At 73.9% G+C, this 16,814-nt stretch carries 13 protein-coding genes and 1 pseudogene; 11 read left to right on the forward strand and 3 right to left on the reverse strand.

The annotated features are described in order from the left end of the window. Nucleotides 1–21: 21 nt before the first annotated feature. Nucleotides 22–504, reverse strand: a complete 483-nt coding sequence (locus OHA30_RS17720; protein WP_328914823.1) for an Lrp/AsnC family transcriptional regulator — start codon at nucleotides 502–504, stop codon at nucleotides 22–24. Between the two features lie 183 nt (nucleotides 505–687). On the opposite strand from OHA30_RS17720, the gene pdhA reads away from it, so the two are divergent. From pdhA to OHA30_RS17750, 6 genes and pseudogenes are all read left to right on the forward strand, one after another. Then, nucleotides 688–1,788 (forward strand): pyruvate dehydrogenase (acetyl-transferring) E1 component subunit alpha, encoded by a 1,101-nt coding sequence (gene pdhA / locus OHA30_RS17725; RefSeq protein WP_328914824.1) that lies wholly within the window; start codon nucleotides 688–690, stop codon nucleotides 1,786–1,788. Beyond that, nucleotides 1,785–2,816, forward strand: coding sequence for an alpha-ketoacid dehydrogenase subunit beta (locus OHA30_RS17730; RefSeq protein WP_328914825.1), 1,032 nt, complete (start codon nucleotides 1,785–1,787; stop codon nucleotides 2,814–2,816). The genes pdhA and OHA30_RS17730 overlap by 4 nt, the downstream gene beginning before the upstream one ends. Further along, nucleotides 2,816–4,255, forward strand: a complete 1,440-nt coding sequence (locus OHA30_RS17735; RefSeq protein WP_328914826.1) for a dihydrolipoamide acetyltransferase family protein — start codon at nucleotides 2,816–2,818, stop codon at nucleotides 4,253–4,255. Before OHA30_RS17730 ends, OHA30_RS17735 begins: the two co-directional genes overlap by 1 nt. 46 nt (nucleotides 4,256–4,301) lie before the next feature. After that, nucleotides 4,302–5,320: pseudogene (locus OHA30_RS17740) on the forward strand (DUF6457 domain-containing protein). Then, a complete protein-coding gene (locus tag OHA30_RS17745) occupies nucleotides 5,317–6,816 on the forward strand; it encodes a molybdopterin molybdotransferase MoeA (RefSeq protein WP_328914827.1) in 1,500 nt (499 codons plus the stop codon). Before OHA30_RS17740 ends, OHA30_RS17745 begins: the two are co-directional and overlap by 4 nt. Next, nucleotides 6,813–7,892 carry a potassium channel family protein gene (locus tag OHA30_RS17750; RefSeq protein WP_328914828.1) on the forward strand — a complete coding sequence of 360 codons (1,080 nt, stop codon included), beginning with the start codon at nucleotides 6,813–6,815 and terminating at the stop codon, nucleotides 7,890–7,892. The genes OHA30_RS17745 and OHA30_RS17750 overlap by 4 nt, the downstream gene beginning before the upstream one ends. 113 nt (nucleotides 7,893–8,005) lie before the next feature. On the opposite strand, the gene OHA30_RS17755 is transcribed toward OHA30_RS17750, so the two are convergent. Then, on the reverse strand, nucleotides 8,006–9,484 hold the full coding sequence (locus tag OHA30_RS17755; protein WP_328914829.1) for an MFS transporter: 1,479 nt from the start codon (nucleotides 9,482–9,484) through the stop codon (nucleotides 8,006–8,008). A 95-nt stretch (nucleotides 9,485–9,579) separates the two neighbouring features. On the opposite strand from OHA30_RS17755, the gene OHA30_RS17760 reads away from it, so the two are divergent. The 4 genes from OHA30_RS17760 to OHA30_RS17775 all read left to right on the forward strand — a co-directional run bounded on the left by OHA30_RS17760 (nucleotide 9,580) and on the right by OHA30_RS17775 (nucleotide 13,124). Then, nucleotides 9,580–10,542: a LysR family transcriptional regulator gene (locus OHA30_RS17760; protein WP_328914830.1), complete on the forward strand. Its 963-nt coding sequence runs from the start codon at nucleotides 9,580–9,582 to the stop codon at nucleotides 10,540–10,542. A 10-nt stretch (nucleotides 10,543–10,552) separates the two neighbouring features. Continuing rightward, a complete protein-coding gene (locus OHA30_RS17765) occupies nucleotides 10,553–11,509 on the forward strand; it encodes an NAD(P)H-quinone oxidoreductase (RefSeq protein WP_328914831.1) in 957 nt (318 codons plus the stop codon). A 67-nt stretch (nucleotides 11,510–11,576) separates the two neighbouring features. Beyond that, nucleotides 11,577–12,425, forward strand: a complete 849-nt coding sequence (locus OHA30_RS17770) for a hypothetical protein (protein ID WP_328914832.1) — start codon at nucleotides 11,577–11,579, stop codon at nucleotides 12,423–12,425. A gap of 141 nt (nucleotides 12,426–12,566) precedes the next feature. Continuing rightward, nucleotides 12,567–13,124: a bacterial proteasome activator family protein gene (locus OHA30_RS17775; protein WP_328914833.1), complete on the forward strand. Its 558-nt coding sequence runs from the start codon at nucleotides 12,567–12,569 to the stop codon at nucleotides 13,122–13,124. Between the two features lie 117 nt (nucleotides 13,125–13,241). Here the strand turns inward: OHA30_RS17775 and OHA30_RS17780 are convergent, their stop codons facing one another. Next, entirely contained in the window at nucleotides 13,242–14,978 is a 1,737-nt protein-coding gene (locus OHA30_RS17780) for a protein kinase domain-containing protein (protein ID WP_328914834.1), read from the reverse strand. A gap of 286 nt (nucleotides 14,979–15,264) precedes the next feature. On the opposite strand from OHA30_RS17780, the gene OHA30_RS17785 reads away from it, so the two are divergent. Continuing rightward, entirely contained in the window at nucleotides 15,265–16,812 is a 1,548-nt protein-coding gene (locus OHA30_RS17785; protein WP_328914835.1) for a protein kinase domain-containing protein, read from the forward strand. Nucleotides 16,813–16,814: the final 2 nt, after the last annotated feature.

The raw sequence follows: 16,814 nt of genomic DNA on the forward strand, positions 1-16,814 counted from the left end.
CCCGGCCCGGCCGTCGGCGGCTCAGTCCCCGACGACCAGGTCGGTCTCCTCGAAGACCAGCAGCGTACGGCTGCTGAGCACTTCCTCGATGGCCTGGATCCGGGTCAGCACGAGTTCGCGCAGACTGCGGTTGTCCACCGTGTGCACCAGCAGCAGGACATCGAAGTCCCCGCTCACCAGCGCGATGTGGACCACACCCGGAAGAGTGACGAGTTTTTCCCGGACGGTCCGCCAGGAGTTCTGGACGATCTTGAGCGTGATGTACGCGGAAGCGCCGTGGCCCGCCCGCTCGTGGTCGATACGCGCGGTGAAACCTCGGATCACTCCGTCCTCGATCAGCCGATTGATCCGGGCGTACGCGTTCGCCCGGGACACGTGTACCCGCTCGGCCACGGAGCGTATCGAGGCCCGGCCGTCCTCCTGGAGCAGCCGCAGGATCGTGCGGTCGATCGGGTCCAGAGGTCGGACCCCCTGTTCGTCTTCGGCCATCTGTTCTCTCGCCATCCCCCCGGAGCTCCCTAGCATGGACGTACTGGCCCCATCTCAGGCTGTGCAGAACCGTTTGTCCACAGGCGCAATCACCCCGTAGCCAAAATGCCTCCGTCGACCGAACAATCGGTTGGGAGAGCGAGACCCGCTCCCGCCCCCCGACTGCTTTCGGTCAACGATCACAAGGAGGTGCTCGCGATGACCGTGCTGGACACCCCTGCTTGGCGCCCCCGCACCGATGCCGCGCCGCTGATGCCCGACCCGGAACCGTACCGGCTGCTCGGCACCCCCGACGCCGCCCGGCTCGACCCCGCCCTGCTCAGGACGCTGTACGGGCAGCTCGTCCGCGGCCGCCGCTACAACCAGCAGGCCACCGCCCTGACCAAGCAGGGCCGGCTCGCCGTCTACCCGTCGAGCACCGGCCAGGAGGCCTGCGAGGTCGCCGCCGCCCTCGCGCTGCGGCCGCAGGACTGGCTCTTCCCCAGCTACCGCGACACCCTCGCCGTGGTCGCCCGCGGGGTGGACCCGGTCGAGGTGCTGACCTTGCTGCGCGGCGACTGGCACACCGGCTACGACCCGCGTGCGCACCGGGTGGCCCCGCTGAGCACCCCGCTGGCCACCCAGCTGCCGCACGCTGTCGGCCTCGCCCACGCCGCCCGGCTCAGCGGGGACGACGTGGTCGCGCTGGCCATGGTCGGCGACGGCGGCACCAGCGAGGGGGACTTCCACGAGGCGCTGAACTTCGCGGCCGTCTGGCAGGCCCCCGTGGTCTTCCTCGTGCAGAACAACGGCTTCGCGATCTCCGTACCGCTCGCCAAGCAGACCGCCGCCCCGACGCTCGCCCACAAGGCGGTCGGCTACGGCATGCCCGGGCGGCTGGTGGACGGCAACGACGCGGCGGCCGCGCACCAGGTGCTCGGCGAGGCCGTCGAGCGGGCCAGGGCGGGCGGCGGACCCACGCTCGTCGAGGCGGTCACCTACCGGATCGACGCCCACACCAACGCCGACGACGCCACCCGCTACCGCCACGACGACGAGGTCACCGCCTGGCGGGAGCACGACCCGATCACGCTGCTGGAGCGCGAGCTGACCGGGCGCGGTCTGCTCGACGACTCCCTGCGGCAGGCCGCGCGGGACGACGCGGAGACGATGGCGGCGTCCCTGCGCGAGCAGATGCACTCCGAGCCTCACCTCGACCCGATGGACCTGTTCGCGCACGTCTACGCCGAGCAGACCCCGCAACTGCGCGAGCAGGAGGCCCTGCTGCGGGCCGAGCTGGAAGCGGAGCGGCAGTCATGACCACCGCGACCCCCGCCGCCGACCGGGCAGCGGCGCCCGCCCGCAAGCCCGCCACCATGGCCCGGGCCCTCAACCAGGCGCTGCGCGACGCCATGGCCGCGGACCCCGCCGTCCATGTGATGGGTGAGGACGTCGGCGCCCTGGGCGGCGTCTTCCGGATCACGGACGGGCTCACCAGGGACTTCGGCGAGAACCGCTGCACCGACACCCCGCTGGCCGAGGCCGGCATCCTCGGCGCGGCCGTCGGCATGGCGATGTACGGGCTGCGGCCGGTCGTCGAGATGCAGTTCGACGCCTTCGCCTACCCCGCGTTCGAGCAGCTGGTCAGCCATGTGGCCCGGATGCGCAACCGCACCCGGGGCGCGCTCCCGCTGCCCATCACCATCCGTATCCCCTACGGCGGCGGCATCGGGGGAGTCGAGCACCACAGCGACTCCTCCGAGGCGTACTACCTGCACACCCCCGGGCTGCACGTGCTCACCCCGGCGACCGTGGAGGACGCCTACGGGCTGCTGCGGTCGGCCATCGCCTCCGACGACCCGGTGGTCTTCCTCGAACCGAAGCGGCTGTACTGGTCCAAGGCCGACTGGTCGCCCGAGGAGCCCGGCGAGGTCGCGCCGATCGGGCGGGCCGTGGTGCGCCGCACCGGGCGCACGGCCACCCTGGTGACCTACGGCCCCTCGCTCCCGGTCTGTCTGGAGGCCGCCGAGGCGGCCAAGGCCGAGGGCTGGGACCTGGGCGTGGTGGACCTGCGCAGCCTCGTGCCCTTTGACGAGGAGACGGTCGCGGCGGCGGTGCGCGCCACCGGGCGCGCGGTCGTCGTCCACGAGTCGTCCGGTTTCGGCGGCGCGGGCGCGGAGATAGCCGCCCGGATCACCGAGCGGTGCTTCCACCACCTGGAGGCGCCCGTGCTGCGGGTCGCCGGATTCGACATCCCCTACCCGCCGCCGATGCTGGAGCGGCATCACCTGCCCGGCGTCGACCGGATTCTCGACGCCGTCGGGCGCCTGCAGTGGGAGGAGGGGTGATGGCGGTCGTCAAGGAGTTCACGCTGCCCGACCTCGGCGAAGGGCTCACCGAGGCGGAGATCGTCCGCTGGCTGGTGGAGGTCGGCGAGGTCGTCGCCGTGGACCAGCCGGTGGTCGAGGTGGAGACGGCGAAGGCGGTCGTGGAGGTGCCCTGCCCGTACGGCGGGGTGGTCACCGCCCGCTTCGGCGAGGAGGGCGAGAACCTGGAGGTCGGACGCCCGCTGGTGACGGTCGCGGTCGGCTCCGGCACGCCCTCCCGCGCGGACGGCGGGACGGACGAGGGCGGCGGGACCGACGAGGGCTCGGGCAATGTCCTGGTGGGCTACGGCACCGGCACGGCGGTGGCCCGGCGCAGAAACCGGGTACGGGCGGTGAGCGCGGTGGCCGGCCATGGGGTCACGGCGGCGCCCGGGGGCCCCGCGGCCCCTTCCGCAGCACCGGCACCGGCGCAGGACCTGGCCCCGGCCCCTGCTGAGGCTCCGGCCCCCGCTTCCACCGAACCCGCGCCCCTGGCGCCGCGTGCGGAGGACGGCGGCCCGGTGGCCGTGATCTCGCCGCTCGTGCGGCGGATCGCCCGGGAGCACGGTCTCGACCTGCGGGAGCTGACCGGCTCGGGCCCCGACGGCCTGATCCTGCGGGCGGACGTCGAGCGCGCGGTCGCCGGTACGGACGCCCACGCACAGGCACAGGCCCAGGCCCCCGCCCCGGCGCAGGCCCCGGCCGGGTCGGTCGAGGACGGCGCCGTGCGCGTCCCCCTGCGGGGCATACGCGGCGCGGTGGCGGACAAGCTGGCCCGCAGCCGCCGGGAGATCCCGGACGCCACCTGCTGGGTGGACGCGGACGCCACCGAACTGCTCGCGGTGCGGGCGGCGATGAACGCCGTGGGACAGGCCACGGGCGCCGAGCGGATATCGGTGCTCGCCCTGCTGGCCCGGATCACGACGGCCGCCCTGGCGCGGTATCCGGACCTCAACGCCACGGTGGACACCGAGCGGCGCGAGATCGTACGGCTGTCGGCCGTGCACCTCGGCTTCGCCGCCCAGACCCCGCGCGGCCTGGTTGTGCCCGTCGTACGGGACGCGCAGGGCAGGACCACCGCGGAGCTGTCGGCGGAGATCGGCCGGCTGACGGAGGCGGCGAGGACCGGCTCCCTGACGCCCGCGGAGCTGACCGGCGGCACGTTCACGCTCAACAACTACGGGGTGTTCGGCGTCGACGGCTCGACGCCGATCATCAACCACCCCGAGGCGGCGATGCTCGGCGTCGGCCGGATCGCGCCCAAGCCATGGGTGCACCAGGGCGAGCTGGCCGTGAGGAAGGTGGTGCAGCTGTCGTTCACCTTCGACCACCGGGTGTGCGACGGCGGCACGGCGGGCGGCTTCCTGCGGTTCGTGGCCGACTGCGTGGAGAACCCCGCGGTGCTGCTCGCCTCGGTGTGAGCCGTACCGGACCGCGCCGTAACACGCCCGGGGGATACTCGCGGGCATGACGAGGAGCTACGACGCGGTGGTGCTGGCCGGCGGCGCGGCCCGGCGGCTCGGCGGCGCGGACAAGCCCGCGCTGCCGGTCGGCGGGCACCCGCTGCTCGACCGGGTGCTCACGGCGTGCGCGGCCGCCGACCGCACGGTGGTGGTGGGGCCGCGCCGCCCCACCGCCCGGCCGGTCCTGTGGACCCGCGAGGAGCCCCCGGGCGGCGGTCCGCTGCCCGCGCTCGCCGCCGGGCTTGCTGCGCTCGACCGGGACCGCCGCCCCGCCGCCGACGGCCCGGCCGCGCCCGGCCGGCCGGAGGTGGTCCTGATCCTGGCCGCCGACCTGCCGTTCCTGACGGCGGAGACCGTGGACGCCCTCGCCGACACGCTCACCGCCGCGCAAGGGCCGCGCGAGGAGCCAGGACCAGGACCGGCGTCAGGACCCGGAGCGGGAGGCGGGACAACGGAGTGGGAAGGGGTGATGCTCGTCGACCCCGGCGGACGGGACCAGCCGCTGGCGGCCGTGTACCGGATCGAGCCGCTGCGCCGCGAACTCGCCCTGCTCGGCGCCGAGCACGGCGGCCTGACCGGGCTGCCGCTGCGCCTGCTCACCGAGGAGCTGACCCTGCGCCGGATCGCCGACCCGACGGGGGACGCGTCCTTCGACTGCGACACCTGGGAGGACGTGGCGGTGGCGCGCGCCCGGCTGGACAACGGATCCGAGGGGTGAGCCTCACCGGCGCCGGGGCGCGGATCGGGGACCATGGGCGTGTGTTGGACGAATGGATCACAGCAGCCAAGACCGAACTGGGTATCGACCTGGACGTGGACATCCATGTCCTGCTCGATCTGGCCCGTGACGCGGCGCACGGCGTCGCCCGTCCGGCCGCTCCACTGACCACCTTCCTCGTGGGTTACGCGGCGGCGCGGGCCGGCGGCGGCCCGGAGGCCGTGAAGGAGGCGGCGGCCAAGGCCGCGGCCCTGGCCAACCGCTGGGCCGAGGAGTCCGCCGGCGAATCGGACCCCGCGAGATGACCGGGCCCGGCGGCGACCCCGCCGACCGCGCGATGGACGACGCCCTCGCCCTGGCCAACGACCGGCGCCGGGCGCCCGCCGCGGGCCGCCCGTCCGTCAACGACCCGCTGTCGGTGGCGCTCGGCCACGACGCCGACACGGTTCCCCGGCCGCCCACACCGACGCCCGCGCCCACCGCCCGGACTCCGGCCCCCGCCGAGGCCCCGGCGCCCCGCGCCCAAGCGTCGGCCGCCCGCGCCCAGACCCCCGACCCAACCCACGCGACCCGCGCAACCCACGCGATCCCCGCCACCCCCTGGCCCGAGGCGCGGCGGACCGCGCGGCTGGCGGCCCGGCGGCTGGGCGCGCGGGTGGTCCCGCTGGGGGAGGAGGCGCTGGGCATGGCGCTGGCGCGCGGGCTCGCCGCGCTGACCGACCTGCCGTCGTTCGACTCCTCGGCGATGGACGGCTGGGCCGTGGCGGGCCCGGGCCCCTGGCGGCTGAAGGGCCAACTGCTCGCGGGCCAGCGGGCGGTCGGCGCGCTGCTCGACGGCCACGCCGTCCGTATCGCCACGGGCGCGGCCCTGCCGCCCGGCGCGACCGCCGTGCTCAGAAGCGAGTACGGCAGGACCGAGCACCGCACCGACGGCGAGTGGCTGCGGGTGCGGCCGCCGCACACCGCGCCGACGCCGGGTCAGGAGGTGCGGCAGCGGGGCCAGGAGTGCCGCGGCGGCGACGAGTTGCTGCCCGCGGGCACGGTGGTGACGCCCGCCGTGCTGGGCCTGGCGGCGGCCGCCGGGTACGACGAGCTGACCGTCACCGCCCGGCCGCGGGTCGAGGTGCTGGTGCTCGGCGACGAACTGCTCGACCACGGGGTGCCGCGCTCCGGCCGGGTACGGGACGCGCTCGGCCCCATGCTGCCCTCCTGGCTGCGCGGGCTCGGCGCCGAAGTGACCGCCGTACGCAGGCTGGTGGACGACGCCGAGGTGCTGCGCCGGGCGATCGCCGTGAGCTCCGCCGACCTGGTGGTCACGACCGGCGGGACCGCCGGCGGCCCGGTCGACCATGTCCACTCGGTGCTCGTCGCCATGGGTGCGAAACTGCTGGTCGACGGGGTCGCCGTACGCCCGGGCCACCCCATGCTGCTGGCCGAACTCCCCTCCGGGAACGGTCATCTGATCGGGCTTCCGGGTAATCCGCTGGCCGCCGTGTGCGGGGTGCTGACGCTCGTCGGCCCCCTGCTGGGCACGCTCGCCGGCCGCCCCGCGCCGGCCCCGTACGCGGCGCCGCTCACCACGGATGTGCCGGGGCACCCGGTGGACACCAGACTGGTCCCGGTAGTCTTCGACGACGAGTCCGCCGCCCGCCCCCTGCACTTCGCGGGCCCGGCGATGCTCCGCGGACTGGCCGCCGCCGAAGGCATGGCGGTCATTCCGCCACATGGTGCCCGCGCAGGACAGGAGACGGCCGTGCTCGACACCGGAGTGCTCGGCCCGGCATGGGGGAACGCTCTGTGAAGCTGCCCGGTCACGACGCCGCCGCGGGCCGCGCCGAGGTGACGCCTCGGGCCCAGACGGCGTTCCGCGTCCGCTTCCCGCGCCCGGCCGCGGGTCCGCTGCTCCAGGTCAGCCGCCGGCTGTTCCTCGCGCTGCTGGTGCTCGCCGCCACCGTGGTGATCGTGTACGCGGACCGGGGCGGCTACCACGACAACGCCAACGGCTCCGTGTCGTTCCTGGACTCGCTCTACTACTCGACGGTGACGCTGTCGACGACGGGTTACGGCGACATCGTGCCGTACAGCACGGGTGCGCGGCTGAGCAACACCTTCCTGGTCACGCCGTTGCGCGTGATCTTCCTGATCATCCTGGTCGGCACCACCCTGGAAGTGCTGACCGAGCGCACCCGGGAGCAGTTCCGTCTCAAGCGCTGGAGGAGCACGTTGTACGACCATGTGGTGATCGTCGGCTATGGCACGAAGGGCCGTTCGGCGGCGCAGACCCTGATAGGGCGCGGTGTCCCGCAGAACCGGATCGTGATCGTCGACCCCAGCCCCAAGGTCGTGCAGGCCGCCGCGGACGAGGGCTTCGTGGCCGTGACCGGCGACGCGACCCGCAATGACGTGCTGCTGCGCGCGGAGGTCGAGCGCGCCAAGGAGATCGTGATCGCCGCGCAGCGCGACGACACCGCCGTCCTGGTCACGCTGACCGCCCGCCAGCTCAACAAGCGCGCCCACATCGTCGCCTCGGTCCGCGAGGAGGAGAACGCCCCGCTGCTGCGGCAGTCCGGCGCCAACGCGGTGATCACCAGCTCCAGCGCGGCGGGCCGGCTGCTCGGTCTTTCCATGCTCAGCCCGAGCGTCGGCCGGGTGATGGACGATCTGATCACCTACGGCAGCGGCCTCGACCTGATAGAACGCCCGGTGACCAAAGCCGAGGTCGGGAAGGCGCCCCGGGAGATCCAGGACCTGGTCGTCTCGATCAAGCGCGGCCACCGGCTGCTCGACCACGACGACCCCGAGGCCGGCGCGCTCCAGGCGACGGACCGGGTGATCGCGATCCACCGCGCGGGCCCGGCGACCGCGCCTCTGGCGTAGTCCCCACCGCATTCCGCGCCCATGGGCGCGAACGCGGCTCGCCACCATGGCCGCGAACCCGGTTCCGCCGCCATGGAGGGCCACCGGGTGCGGCACCGGCCCGGCCGACAGGATCAGCGGTCCCCGCCGGCCCCCGGAGGGCCGACCCGGGTCGCCCGCGCCCGCTCGCGAGGAGCCGGTACGCGCCCGCGCAGCGCGTCCCCGGTCCGGGGATGCAGCCGCGCCGCCCCCGCCACGGCCGCCAGCGCGGCGAGCGCGAGCAGGCAGAAGGCGACCCCGTACGACAGCGCCGCCGATGTACGGCCCAGGAGTCCGTCGGCGATCGGGCCGCCGAGCCGCAGCGCCACCGTGGCCGCCGCGATGCCCAGGCCCGCTGCCATCTGGTTCGCCGTGGCGTTGAGCGTATTGGCGTCCCGCATCCGCTCCTGCGGGATGTCCGCGAAGGCGAGCGTCGAGTATCCGGTCAGACCGAGCGACCGGGCGGCGCCGCTCACCACCGCGATGGCGCCGATCAGCCAGAGCGGTGTGCCAGCGGTCAGAAAGGCGCAGCAGACCATCGACCCGGCCAGCGCCACGCCCGAGACCACCAGCAGCGGCCGGTAGCCGAACCGGCCGAAGAGATAGGTGGTGGCCGGTTTGATCCCGATGTTGCCGACGAAGACGAAGAGCACCAGCGACCCCGACCTGACCGCGCTCCAGCCGAACACCTCCTGGAAGAGCAGCGGCAGCAGGAAGGGCACCGACCCGACCGCGACCCAGAACGCCGAACCGCCCGACACCGACGCCCGGAAGGACTGCGTCCGCAGCGTCCCCAGGTCGATCAACGGATCACCGGCACGCAGCAGATGACGGACCGCCAGCGCGAGCAGCAGCACCGAGGCGGCGCCGAAGGCCGTGGGCGCGGCCCACGAGCCGCCCGTCCCCGACAGCAGATGGCCGGTGTACGTGAGCGCGCCAAGCCCGGCCGACGTCCACACCACCCCGAGCCAGTCCAGCTTCGTCACCTCGGCCGCGGGCCCGCCCTCGATCAGCCGCCAGGCGACGGCGAAGGCCAGGATCCCCAGCGGGATGTTGATCAGAAAGAGCCAACGCCAGCTCGCGTAGGTGGTGATGACACCGCCGAGCAGCGGCGCGATCACGGGTGCGAGCAGCGCGGGCCACACGATGTACGACACGATCCGCGGCAGGTCCGGCTTGGCCACCCCGGACATCGCCACCAGCCGTCCGACCGGGACCATCATCGCCCCGCCCGCGCCCTGCACCACCCGCAGCGCGACCAGGACGCCGAGGTCGGACGCGGCCGCGCAGGCCAGGGACGCGAGGGTGAACAGCGCGATCGCCGCCAGGAAGACCCGCCGGGCGCCGAAGCGCGCGGTGAGCCAGCCGCTCAGCGGTATCAGTACGGCGAGCGTCAGCAGATACGCCGTGATGACCAGGCCGATCGCGGTCGCGGACACCCCCAGTGAGGCGCCGATCCGCGGGGCGGCCGTGGACACGATGGTGCCGTCCAGGTTCTCCATGAAGAAGCAGCCCGCGACCAGGAGCGCGATACCGCGCTTCCGGGGGCTGATCCGATGCAGGTTGTCGATCACCCGTCCAGACTGCGGGCCGACCACCTTTGATCACAAGGTCCTGGTTGTCAAGTGACCCTTGCGTCGAACGCAACGATGGATGCCACACTGGAGGAATGCTCCTGCCGGACATGAACCTGCTGCCCGCCCTCGACGCCCTTCTGCGCGAAGGCGGAGTGACCGGGGCCGCGACCGTCATGAACGTCTCCCCGTCCGCGATGAGCCGCACCCTGGCCCGGCTGCGCCGCGTCGTGGGCGACCCGCTGCTCGTACCGTCCGGCCGCGGGCTGACCCTCACCCCGCGCGCGCTTGAGCTGCGCCCCCAGGTCGAGGCCGCGCTCGCCCAGGCGCTCGCCGCGCTCCGGCCACCCCCGCCCGTCGACATCGCCGACCTCCGGCGGGACTTCACCCTCCGTACGAACGACGGGGTGGCGGTCGTCCTCGGCCCGGAACTCACCGCGCGCGTCGCCCGCGAGGCCCCCGGCGTCCGGCTGCGCATCCTTCCCGAGGGAGACGAGAACCCCGCCGACCTGCGGGACCGGGTCGACCTCGACCTCGGCGCGCTGCCCGAACTCCCGCCGGACGTCCGCAGCATGTTCCTCTACGAGCACCAGTACGTGGCCGTCGTACGGTCGGACGCGCCCGTACGGTCGTCGGACCTTCGGCACGGCGCCGCGCCGCGCCTTCCCCTCACCCTGGAACGCTTCGCCGCGCTCCCCCACATCACGGCCTCCCGCCGGGGCCGCACCCACAGCGTCGTGGACGACCGGCTGCGTGAACTCGGGCTGAGCCGCCATGTGCTGGCCACCGTCCCGACCTTCAGCGCTGCCTGCTTCCTCGCGCTGGAATCGGCGGCGCTCGCCATCGTGCCCTCGGCCTTCGCGGACCGAGCCGCCCGGGTGATGCCGCTGACCGTGCACGACATCCCGCTGCGGCTGCCGCCCATGGAACTCGCCATGGCCTGGCACCTGCGGCACGACACCGACCCGGCGCACCGCTGGCTGCGCGACACTCTGGCGGGGATCACCCGGGCGGTGAACGGCGAAGGGAGCACCGGCCCGCGCGTTCAGCCGGAGTAGCCTCGCCTGCATGTACGCGATCACGATTCCCCGGCCCGGCGGACCGGAGGCGCTGACCTGGGCAGAGGTACCCGATCCGGTGGCGGGCGACGGCGAAGTCGTCGTGGATGTGGCGGCGACGGCCGTGAACCGGGCTGACCTCCTCCAGCGCCAGGGCTTCTACGCGCCACCGCCCGGCGCCTCCCCCTACCCCGGCCTCGAATGTTCGGGGCGGATCGCCGAGGTCGGACCCGGTGTGACCGGGTGGTCGGTCGGCGACGAGGTGTGCGCCCTGCTCGCGGGCGGCGGCTACGCCCAGAAGGTGGCCGTCCCCATCGGCCAACTCCTGCCCGTCCCCAAGGGCGTCGACCTGGTCACGGCCGCGGCGCTGCCGGAGGTGACGGCCACCGTCTGGTCCAATGTGTTCATGGTCGCCCATCTGCGGCCGGGCGAGACGCTGCTGGTGCACGGCGGGTCCAGCGGTATCGGCACCATGGCGATCCAGCTCGGCAAGGCGGTCGGCGCGAAGGTCGCGGTCACGGCCGGCACCGCGGACAAGCTCGCCGCCTGCCGGGAGTTGGGCGCGGACATCCTCGTCAACTACCGCGAAGAGGACTTCACCGAGGCCGTCACCCCCGATGTCATCCTCGACATCATGGGTGCGAAGTACCTCCAGCGGAACGTGGACGCGCTCGCCGTCAACGGCCGGCTCGTCGTCATCGGCCTCCAGGGCGGCGTCAAGGGCGAACTCAACCTCGGCACCCTGCTGGCCAAGCGCGCCGCCCTGGTCGCGACCTCCCTGCGCCCCCGTCCGCCCGCCGAGAAGGCCACGATCGTGGGCGCGGTGCGCGAGCACGTCTGGCCGCTGATCGAGGCGGGTACGGTCCGCCCGGTCGTGGACCGCGCGCTGCCGCTCGCGGAAGCGGCCGAGGCCCACCGGATCGTGGACGCGAGCACACACATCGGAAAGGTGCTGCTCACGGTCTGATCATCCGACCGGGAGCCGCCCCCGCTCCGCCTGCCCGCCGCCCGCGATGCCGGAAACATCGCCGCGTGTGACGCTGAGGACACTCAGGGTTCGGCGGGAGGCGGCGGACGTGCGGTGTGCGGCGGCGGGCAGGCGGCGAAGCGCCCTGCGGGCTGCGGTCACGACGGCGGCGGTACGCGTCGGCGCACCCGCGCTCGTCGCGGGCGCGCTGCTCGCGGCGGGCGTCCCGTCGGGGGCCGCCGGGCTGCCGCCCCCGTCGCCCGGTGCCTCGCAGGCCCCCACGCCGACCGTGCCCGTGCCCGACCCGCCGGTCGGCCGGCCCCCTTCCCCGACAGGTCCGTCCCCGACCCCCTCCCCGGCCGCGCACGATCCGGCCGGCTCGGTGGCGCCATCCGTTCCGCCGGTCGGCACGGTCCCCCTCACCCCGACGGCGACGCCCCCGGCCGCCGCGCCCGTCCCCGGCCCGCCGCCCACCGGGACCGCGAGCCCGAGTGCCGTTCCCTCCGCGCCCCCGCCCGCTCCCCCGACGCATGCCCCAAGGCCCCCGCGCCCGCCCCACCCGGCGGGCCCGCTGACGCCGCCACGGCCGTCCGGCCCCCCGACGTCCGGGGCCCGCCCGCAGGCACCGCCGTACGGCTGGGGCTACGAGCAGGGCTACGGCCGGACGAGCAGCCCGAGCACGACGGACCGGACGGATCTGGCGCCCTCGCTCGTACCGGCCGCCGTCAGCCCCACCTCCGCCCCGGCGGAGGCTCCCGACGGTGCGGCCGAGCAGGTCCGGCAGCGGGACGACGCGCCGTCGGACCGGACGGACGGTCCCGCCCGGCGGGTGATGCGGGTGCTGCTGATCGGCGCCGGGCTGCTGCTGGTCGGGCTGGGCCTGGGGTTCCTGGCGCTGAGACTGCGGCGGACATGACCGGCGGGGCCGTGGGTACGCGCCCGGCCGGAGGGCGCCCACGGATCGCCCGGCCCACGGCCTTCGTTCGTACGCTCACCTGACGAGGGATGCTCCGGGGGCAGGCGGCCGGGCGCTCGCCCGGTGCGGGACAATGGAGGTATGGAGATGCCGATGAACGAACGGTCGCCGGAGAACGCGCAGAATCCGCAGGTCCTGGTCGTCGGGCCCGACGGTATGGCGCTGGGCGGCGCACCCGCGGGTGAGGGGGAGGAGCGCCGTGAGATCCCGGTGACGGAGATGGTCGAGCAGCCGGCCAAGGTCATGCGGATCGGCAGCATGATCAAGCAGCTCCTGGAGGAAGTGCGGGCGGCTCCTCTCGACGAGGCCAGCCGGGTGCGGCTCAAGGAGATCCACGCCAGCTCGGTGAAGGAGCTGGAGGCCGGGCTCGCGCCGGAGCTGGTGGAGGAGCTGGACCGGCTGTCGCTGCCGTTCACCGACGACAGCGTGCCCAGCGAGGCCGAGCTGCGGATCGCCCAGGCCCAGCTGGTGGGCTGGCTGGAGGGTCTTTTCCACGGCATCCAGACCGCGCTGTTCGCCCAGCAGATGGCGGCCCGCGCCCAGCTGGAGCAGATGCGCCGCGCCCTTCCGCCGGGCGTCGGCGGCCACGACGACGAGCAGCACCCCCACCAGGGCGCGCACTCGGGCCCGTACCTCTAGCGGGCCCCGCGCGGCCGGGCGCCGCGCGTCCCCGCACCAGCGCGCCCCCGCCGGGAAACGGCGGGGGCGCGGGTGTCGGTACGGGAGATGCGGGAGGTGCGGGACGCGGTCGGGACGTCAGCTGGCGCCCTTGCCCGTGGAGACCGAGATCTGGATCTCGCCGTCCGTCTTCGGGTTGTAGTCGTCCAGGTACTTCGGCGACTGCGACACGACCGCGCCCTTGCCCCACTGCTGCTCGTCCACGTAGTTGATGTGGTAACTCCAGTGGGCGGCCTTGACGCAGGCGACCACCGAGTCGACGTAGAGGAACTGGAAGTTCGGCATCGTCACGATGTCGGGCTTGCCGGGGTTGATCAGGTCGTTGTGGGAGTTCGTGCACTTCTCCGGGTCGATGGTCCGGCTCTGGTCGCCCTTGACGACCTCGTCCGTGGCCTCCGCCTGGCTCGGGGTGGTCGCCGTGGTGGCGGCCGTGGTGACCGGCGGTGTGCTCTCGCCCGGGTCCGCGCTGTCGTCCGAGCCGCCCCGGGTCATGGCGACGATGACCACGACGATCACCGCGATGGCCGCCACCGCGACCGTGGCGCCGATGGCGACGGTGGCGTTGGAGGACCTGCCACCGCGCCCGCCGGGCCCGCCCGGCCCTCCGACGCCGACCGGCCGCCGCTGTTGCGGCGGCACGGAGCCGGGACCGGGCTGCGGCGCCATGTACGCGGGGTTCGGCGGCGGTGTCGTGCCGTACGCGGAGTTGGGCGGCGGTGTCTGCGGGCCCTGCTGTGGATAGCCGTACGCCGACGGTATCGGGGTCGAGGGGCCGAAACCGCCCTGCTGCTGCGGCGGCGGCGCGTACGGCGTGTGGATCTGCGGCGGCGGGGTCCGCACCGGCCCCTGCGCGGGCGGGAAGACCGAGGCGGACACGGCCTCGCCCCGGCCGGTCGGCGCGGGACCGCCGGATATCCGCGGCGGGGTGCCCGCCTGCGTGGCCGCGAGCACCCGGTCGGTCTCGTCGTGCATCGCGTCGGCCGTCGGGAAGCGCTCGGCCGGGTTCTTCCGCAGCGCGCGGGCGACCAGCGCGTCCACGGCCGGACTCAGCGCCCGGTTGAAGGCGGACGGCGCCGGCGGGATCTCCTGCACATGCTGGTACGCCATCGCCAGCGGTGAGTCCGCGTCGAACGGCAGCCGCCCGGTGAGGAGTTCGAAGAGCAGACAGCCGACCGAGTACAGATCGGACCGCTCGTCCACCCCGCGGCCAAGCGCCTGTTCGGGGGACAGATACTGCGGGGTGCCGACCACCATGCCGGTCTGCGTCATCGAGGTCACCCCCGACTGCATGGCCCGCGCGATGCCGAAGTCCATGACCTTGACCACGCCGCGCTTGGTGATCATCACATTGCCGGGCTTGATGTCCCGGTGCACCAGGCCCATTTCATGGCTGACGGCGAGCGCGGCCAGTACGTCGCCGGTGATCCGCAGCGCCTTGTCGGCGGGCATCGCCCCGAGCCGGGCGATGTCCGCGGCGAGCACGTCACCGAGCGGACTGCCCTCGACGTACTCCATGACGATGTACGGCACATGGTGGCCGTCGATCGTGTCCTCTCCGGAGTCGAAGACGGAGACGATGTTGGTGTGGTTGAGCTTGGCGACGGACTGCGCCTCGCGGCGGAAGCGTTCGCGGAAGGACTGCTCGTTGCCGAGGTTGGTGTGCAGGGTCTTGACGGCCACCGGCCGGTCGAGCACGGTGTCGTGAGCCAGGTGCACCGACGCCATACCGCCCCGGCCGAGCAGGTCGCGCAGTACGTACCGCCCGCCGCCGACCGAGCGCCCCCCGTACTCGCCCTGCGTGGCGTCCCCGCTCATCGGTACCGCTACCCCCTGGAAGTGCTATCGGGACACACTTGTCCCCGAGCCCGCCCGCCAAGTCTGGTCGATCGCACCGGCACGTCAAGTTCGTTGACCATCTCGTCACCTGATGCGCATCGTCCGCGCACAAAGCCGGGACCGCTTGTCACAGCCTTGTTCCGGGCCGCCCCCGCCCGCTGGACCGGCCGGTACGGACGGCGAAAAGCGGTACGGTGGCGCACCAGGGCACACCTCCCGCGCCCGCACACGACGATGGACGAACGACGGCGAGGACCGAGGACTGATGGTCGACCCGAACGAGACGACCGCCGCCACCGGAGCGCCGGAGAGCTCCGGCCAGTGGGGTGTGGGCACCCTGGTCGGCGAAGGCCGTTACCGGCTCACCGGCAAGCTCGGCCGGGGCGGTATGGCCGAGGTGTTCGCCGCCGAGGACGTACGGCTCGGCCGGATCGTCGCGGTGAAGCTGCTGCGGACGGATCTGGCGGAGGACCCGGTCTCCAAGGCCAGGTTCGCCCGCGAGGCACAGGCCGTCGCGGGCCTGAACCACCACGCGGTCGTCGCCGTCTACGACTCGGGCGAGGACCGTACGGCCACCGGTACCGTCCCCTACATCGTCATGGAGCTGGTCGAGGGCCACACCATCAAGGACCTGCTCACCGGGCCCACCCCGCCGCCGGTCGACCAGGCGCTGGTCATCGTCTCCGGGGTGCTGGAGGCGCTCGCCTACAGCCATGAGCACGGCATCGTGCACCGGGACATCAAGCCCGCCAATGTGATCATCACTATGACCGGCGCGGTCAAGGTCATGGACTTCGGCATCGCCCGCGCCCTGCACGGCGCCGCGAGCACCATGACGCAGACCGGCATGGTCATGGGCACCCCGCAGTATCTGTCGCCGGAGCAGGCGCTCGGCAAGACCGTCGACCACCGCAGCGATCTGTACGCGACCGGCTGTCTGCTCTACGAACTGCTCGCGCTGCGCCCGCCGTTCACCGGGGAGAGCCCGCTGTCGGTGGTCTACCAGCATGTCCAGGACGACCCGACGGTCCCCTCGCAGGCCAATGAGCGGGTGCCGCCGGAGCTGGACGGGATGGTGCTGCGGGCGCTGGCCAAGCAGCCCGAGGATCGTTTCCAGAACGCCGAGGAGATGCGGGCCGTCGTCGGCTACGCCCACCAGGCGCTCACCCAGCAGGGCGGCTGGACCGGCGGCATGTGGAACACCGGCGCCGTCACCGCCGTCGCCCCCCGGACGCAGTACCCCACGAGGCCGACCGTCGTCGCCCAGGGCGGCGCCCACAGCGGCAACACCGCGGAACTCGGCCCGCCGCTGCTCGCCGGCCTGTCCGGCGGCGGCCACGACGACGTGCACGGCTACGACGGGCGTCCCCCGTCCGGTGGCGGTGGCAACCCCTGGCTCAAGCCGGTGCTCTTCGCGATCGTCGCGATTGTCGTCATCGCCCTGGGCGTCTTTCTGGCGACCCGCGGCGACGGCGACGGCGGGGGCACGCCCTCGGACACCACCTCGCCGACAGCCACGCAGGAAACCGCCGGTCAGCCCGACGACGAGCCCACCGGCGAGCCGACGGGCAACGGCGAGCTGAACACGAACCCGACGGGTATCGAGACGCGGACGGCCACCGAGACCCCCACCACGACGGCGCCGACCACCACCCCGCCGCCGTCGGCCACCACGACCCCGCCGACCAAGGCGCCGACGAGTCCGCCCACCACCGCGCCCACGACCCCGCCGGCCACCGACCCGACGATCCCGACGGACCCGCCCACGGACCCGGCCGACGGCGGCGCCGACGGCGGCCCGGCGACCCCGTAGCC

Source organism: Streptomyces sp. NBC_00223 (assembly GCF_036199905.1).
Taxonomy (GTDB): Bacteria; Actinomycetota; Actinomycetes; order Streptomycetales; family Streptomycetaceae; genus Actinacidiphila.

Bases quoted from the DNA above. Each gene is read 5' to 3' on its own strand.
- OHA30_RS17745 (WP_328914827.1), top strand. From the start codon at position 5,317: ATGACCGGGCCCGGCGGCGACCCCGCCGACCGCGCGATGGACGACGCC.
- OHA30_RS17760 (WP_328914830.1), top strand. From the start codon at position 9,580: ATGCTCCTGCCGGACATGAACCTGCTGCCCGCCCTCGACGCCCTTCTG.
- OHA30_RS17785 (WP_328914835.1), top strand. From the start codon at position 15,265: ATGGTCGACCCGAACGAGACGACCGCCGCCACCGGAGCGCCGGAGAGC.
- OHA30_RS17720 (WP_328914823.1), bottom strand. From the start codon at position 504: ATGGCGAGAGAACAGATGGCCGAAGACGAACAGGGGGTCCGACCTCTG.
- OHA30_RS17730 (WP_328914825.1), top strand. From the start codon at position 1,785: ATGACCACCGCGACCCCCGCCGCCGACCGGGCAGCGGCGCCCGCCCGC.
- OHA30_RS17765 (WP_328914831.1), top strand. From the start codon at position 10,553: ATGTACGCGATCACGATTCCCCGGCCCGGCGGACCGGAGGCGCTGACC.
- OHA30_RS17735 (WP_328914826.1), top strand. From the start codon at position 2,816: ATGGCGGTCGTCAAGGAGTTCACGCTGCCCGACCTCGGCGAAGGGCTC.
- OHA30_RS17775 (WP_328914833.1), top strand. From the start codon at position 12,567: ATGGAGATGCCGATGAACGAACGGTCGCCGGAGAACGCGCAGAATCCG.
- pdhA (WP_328914824.1), top strand. From the start codon at position 688: ATGACCGTGCTGGACACCCCTGCTTGGCGCCCCCGCACCGATGCCGCG.
- OHA30_RS17780 (WP_328914834.1), bottom strand. From the start codon at position 14,978: ATGAGCGGGGACGCCACGCAGGGCGAGTACGGGGGGCGCTCGGTCGGC.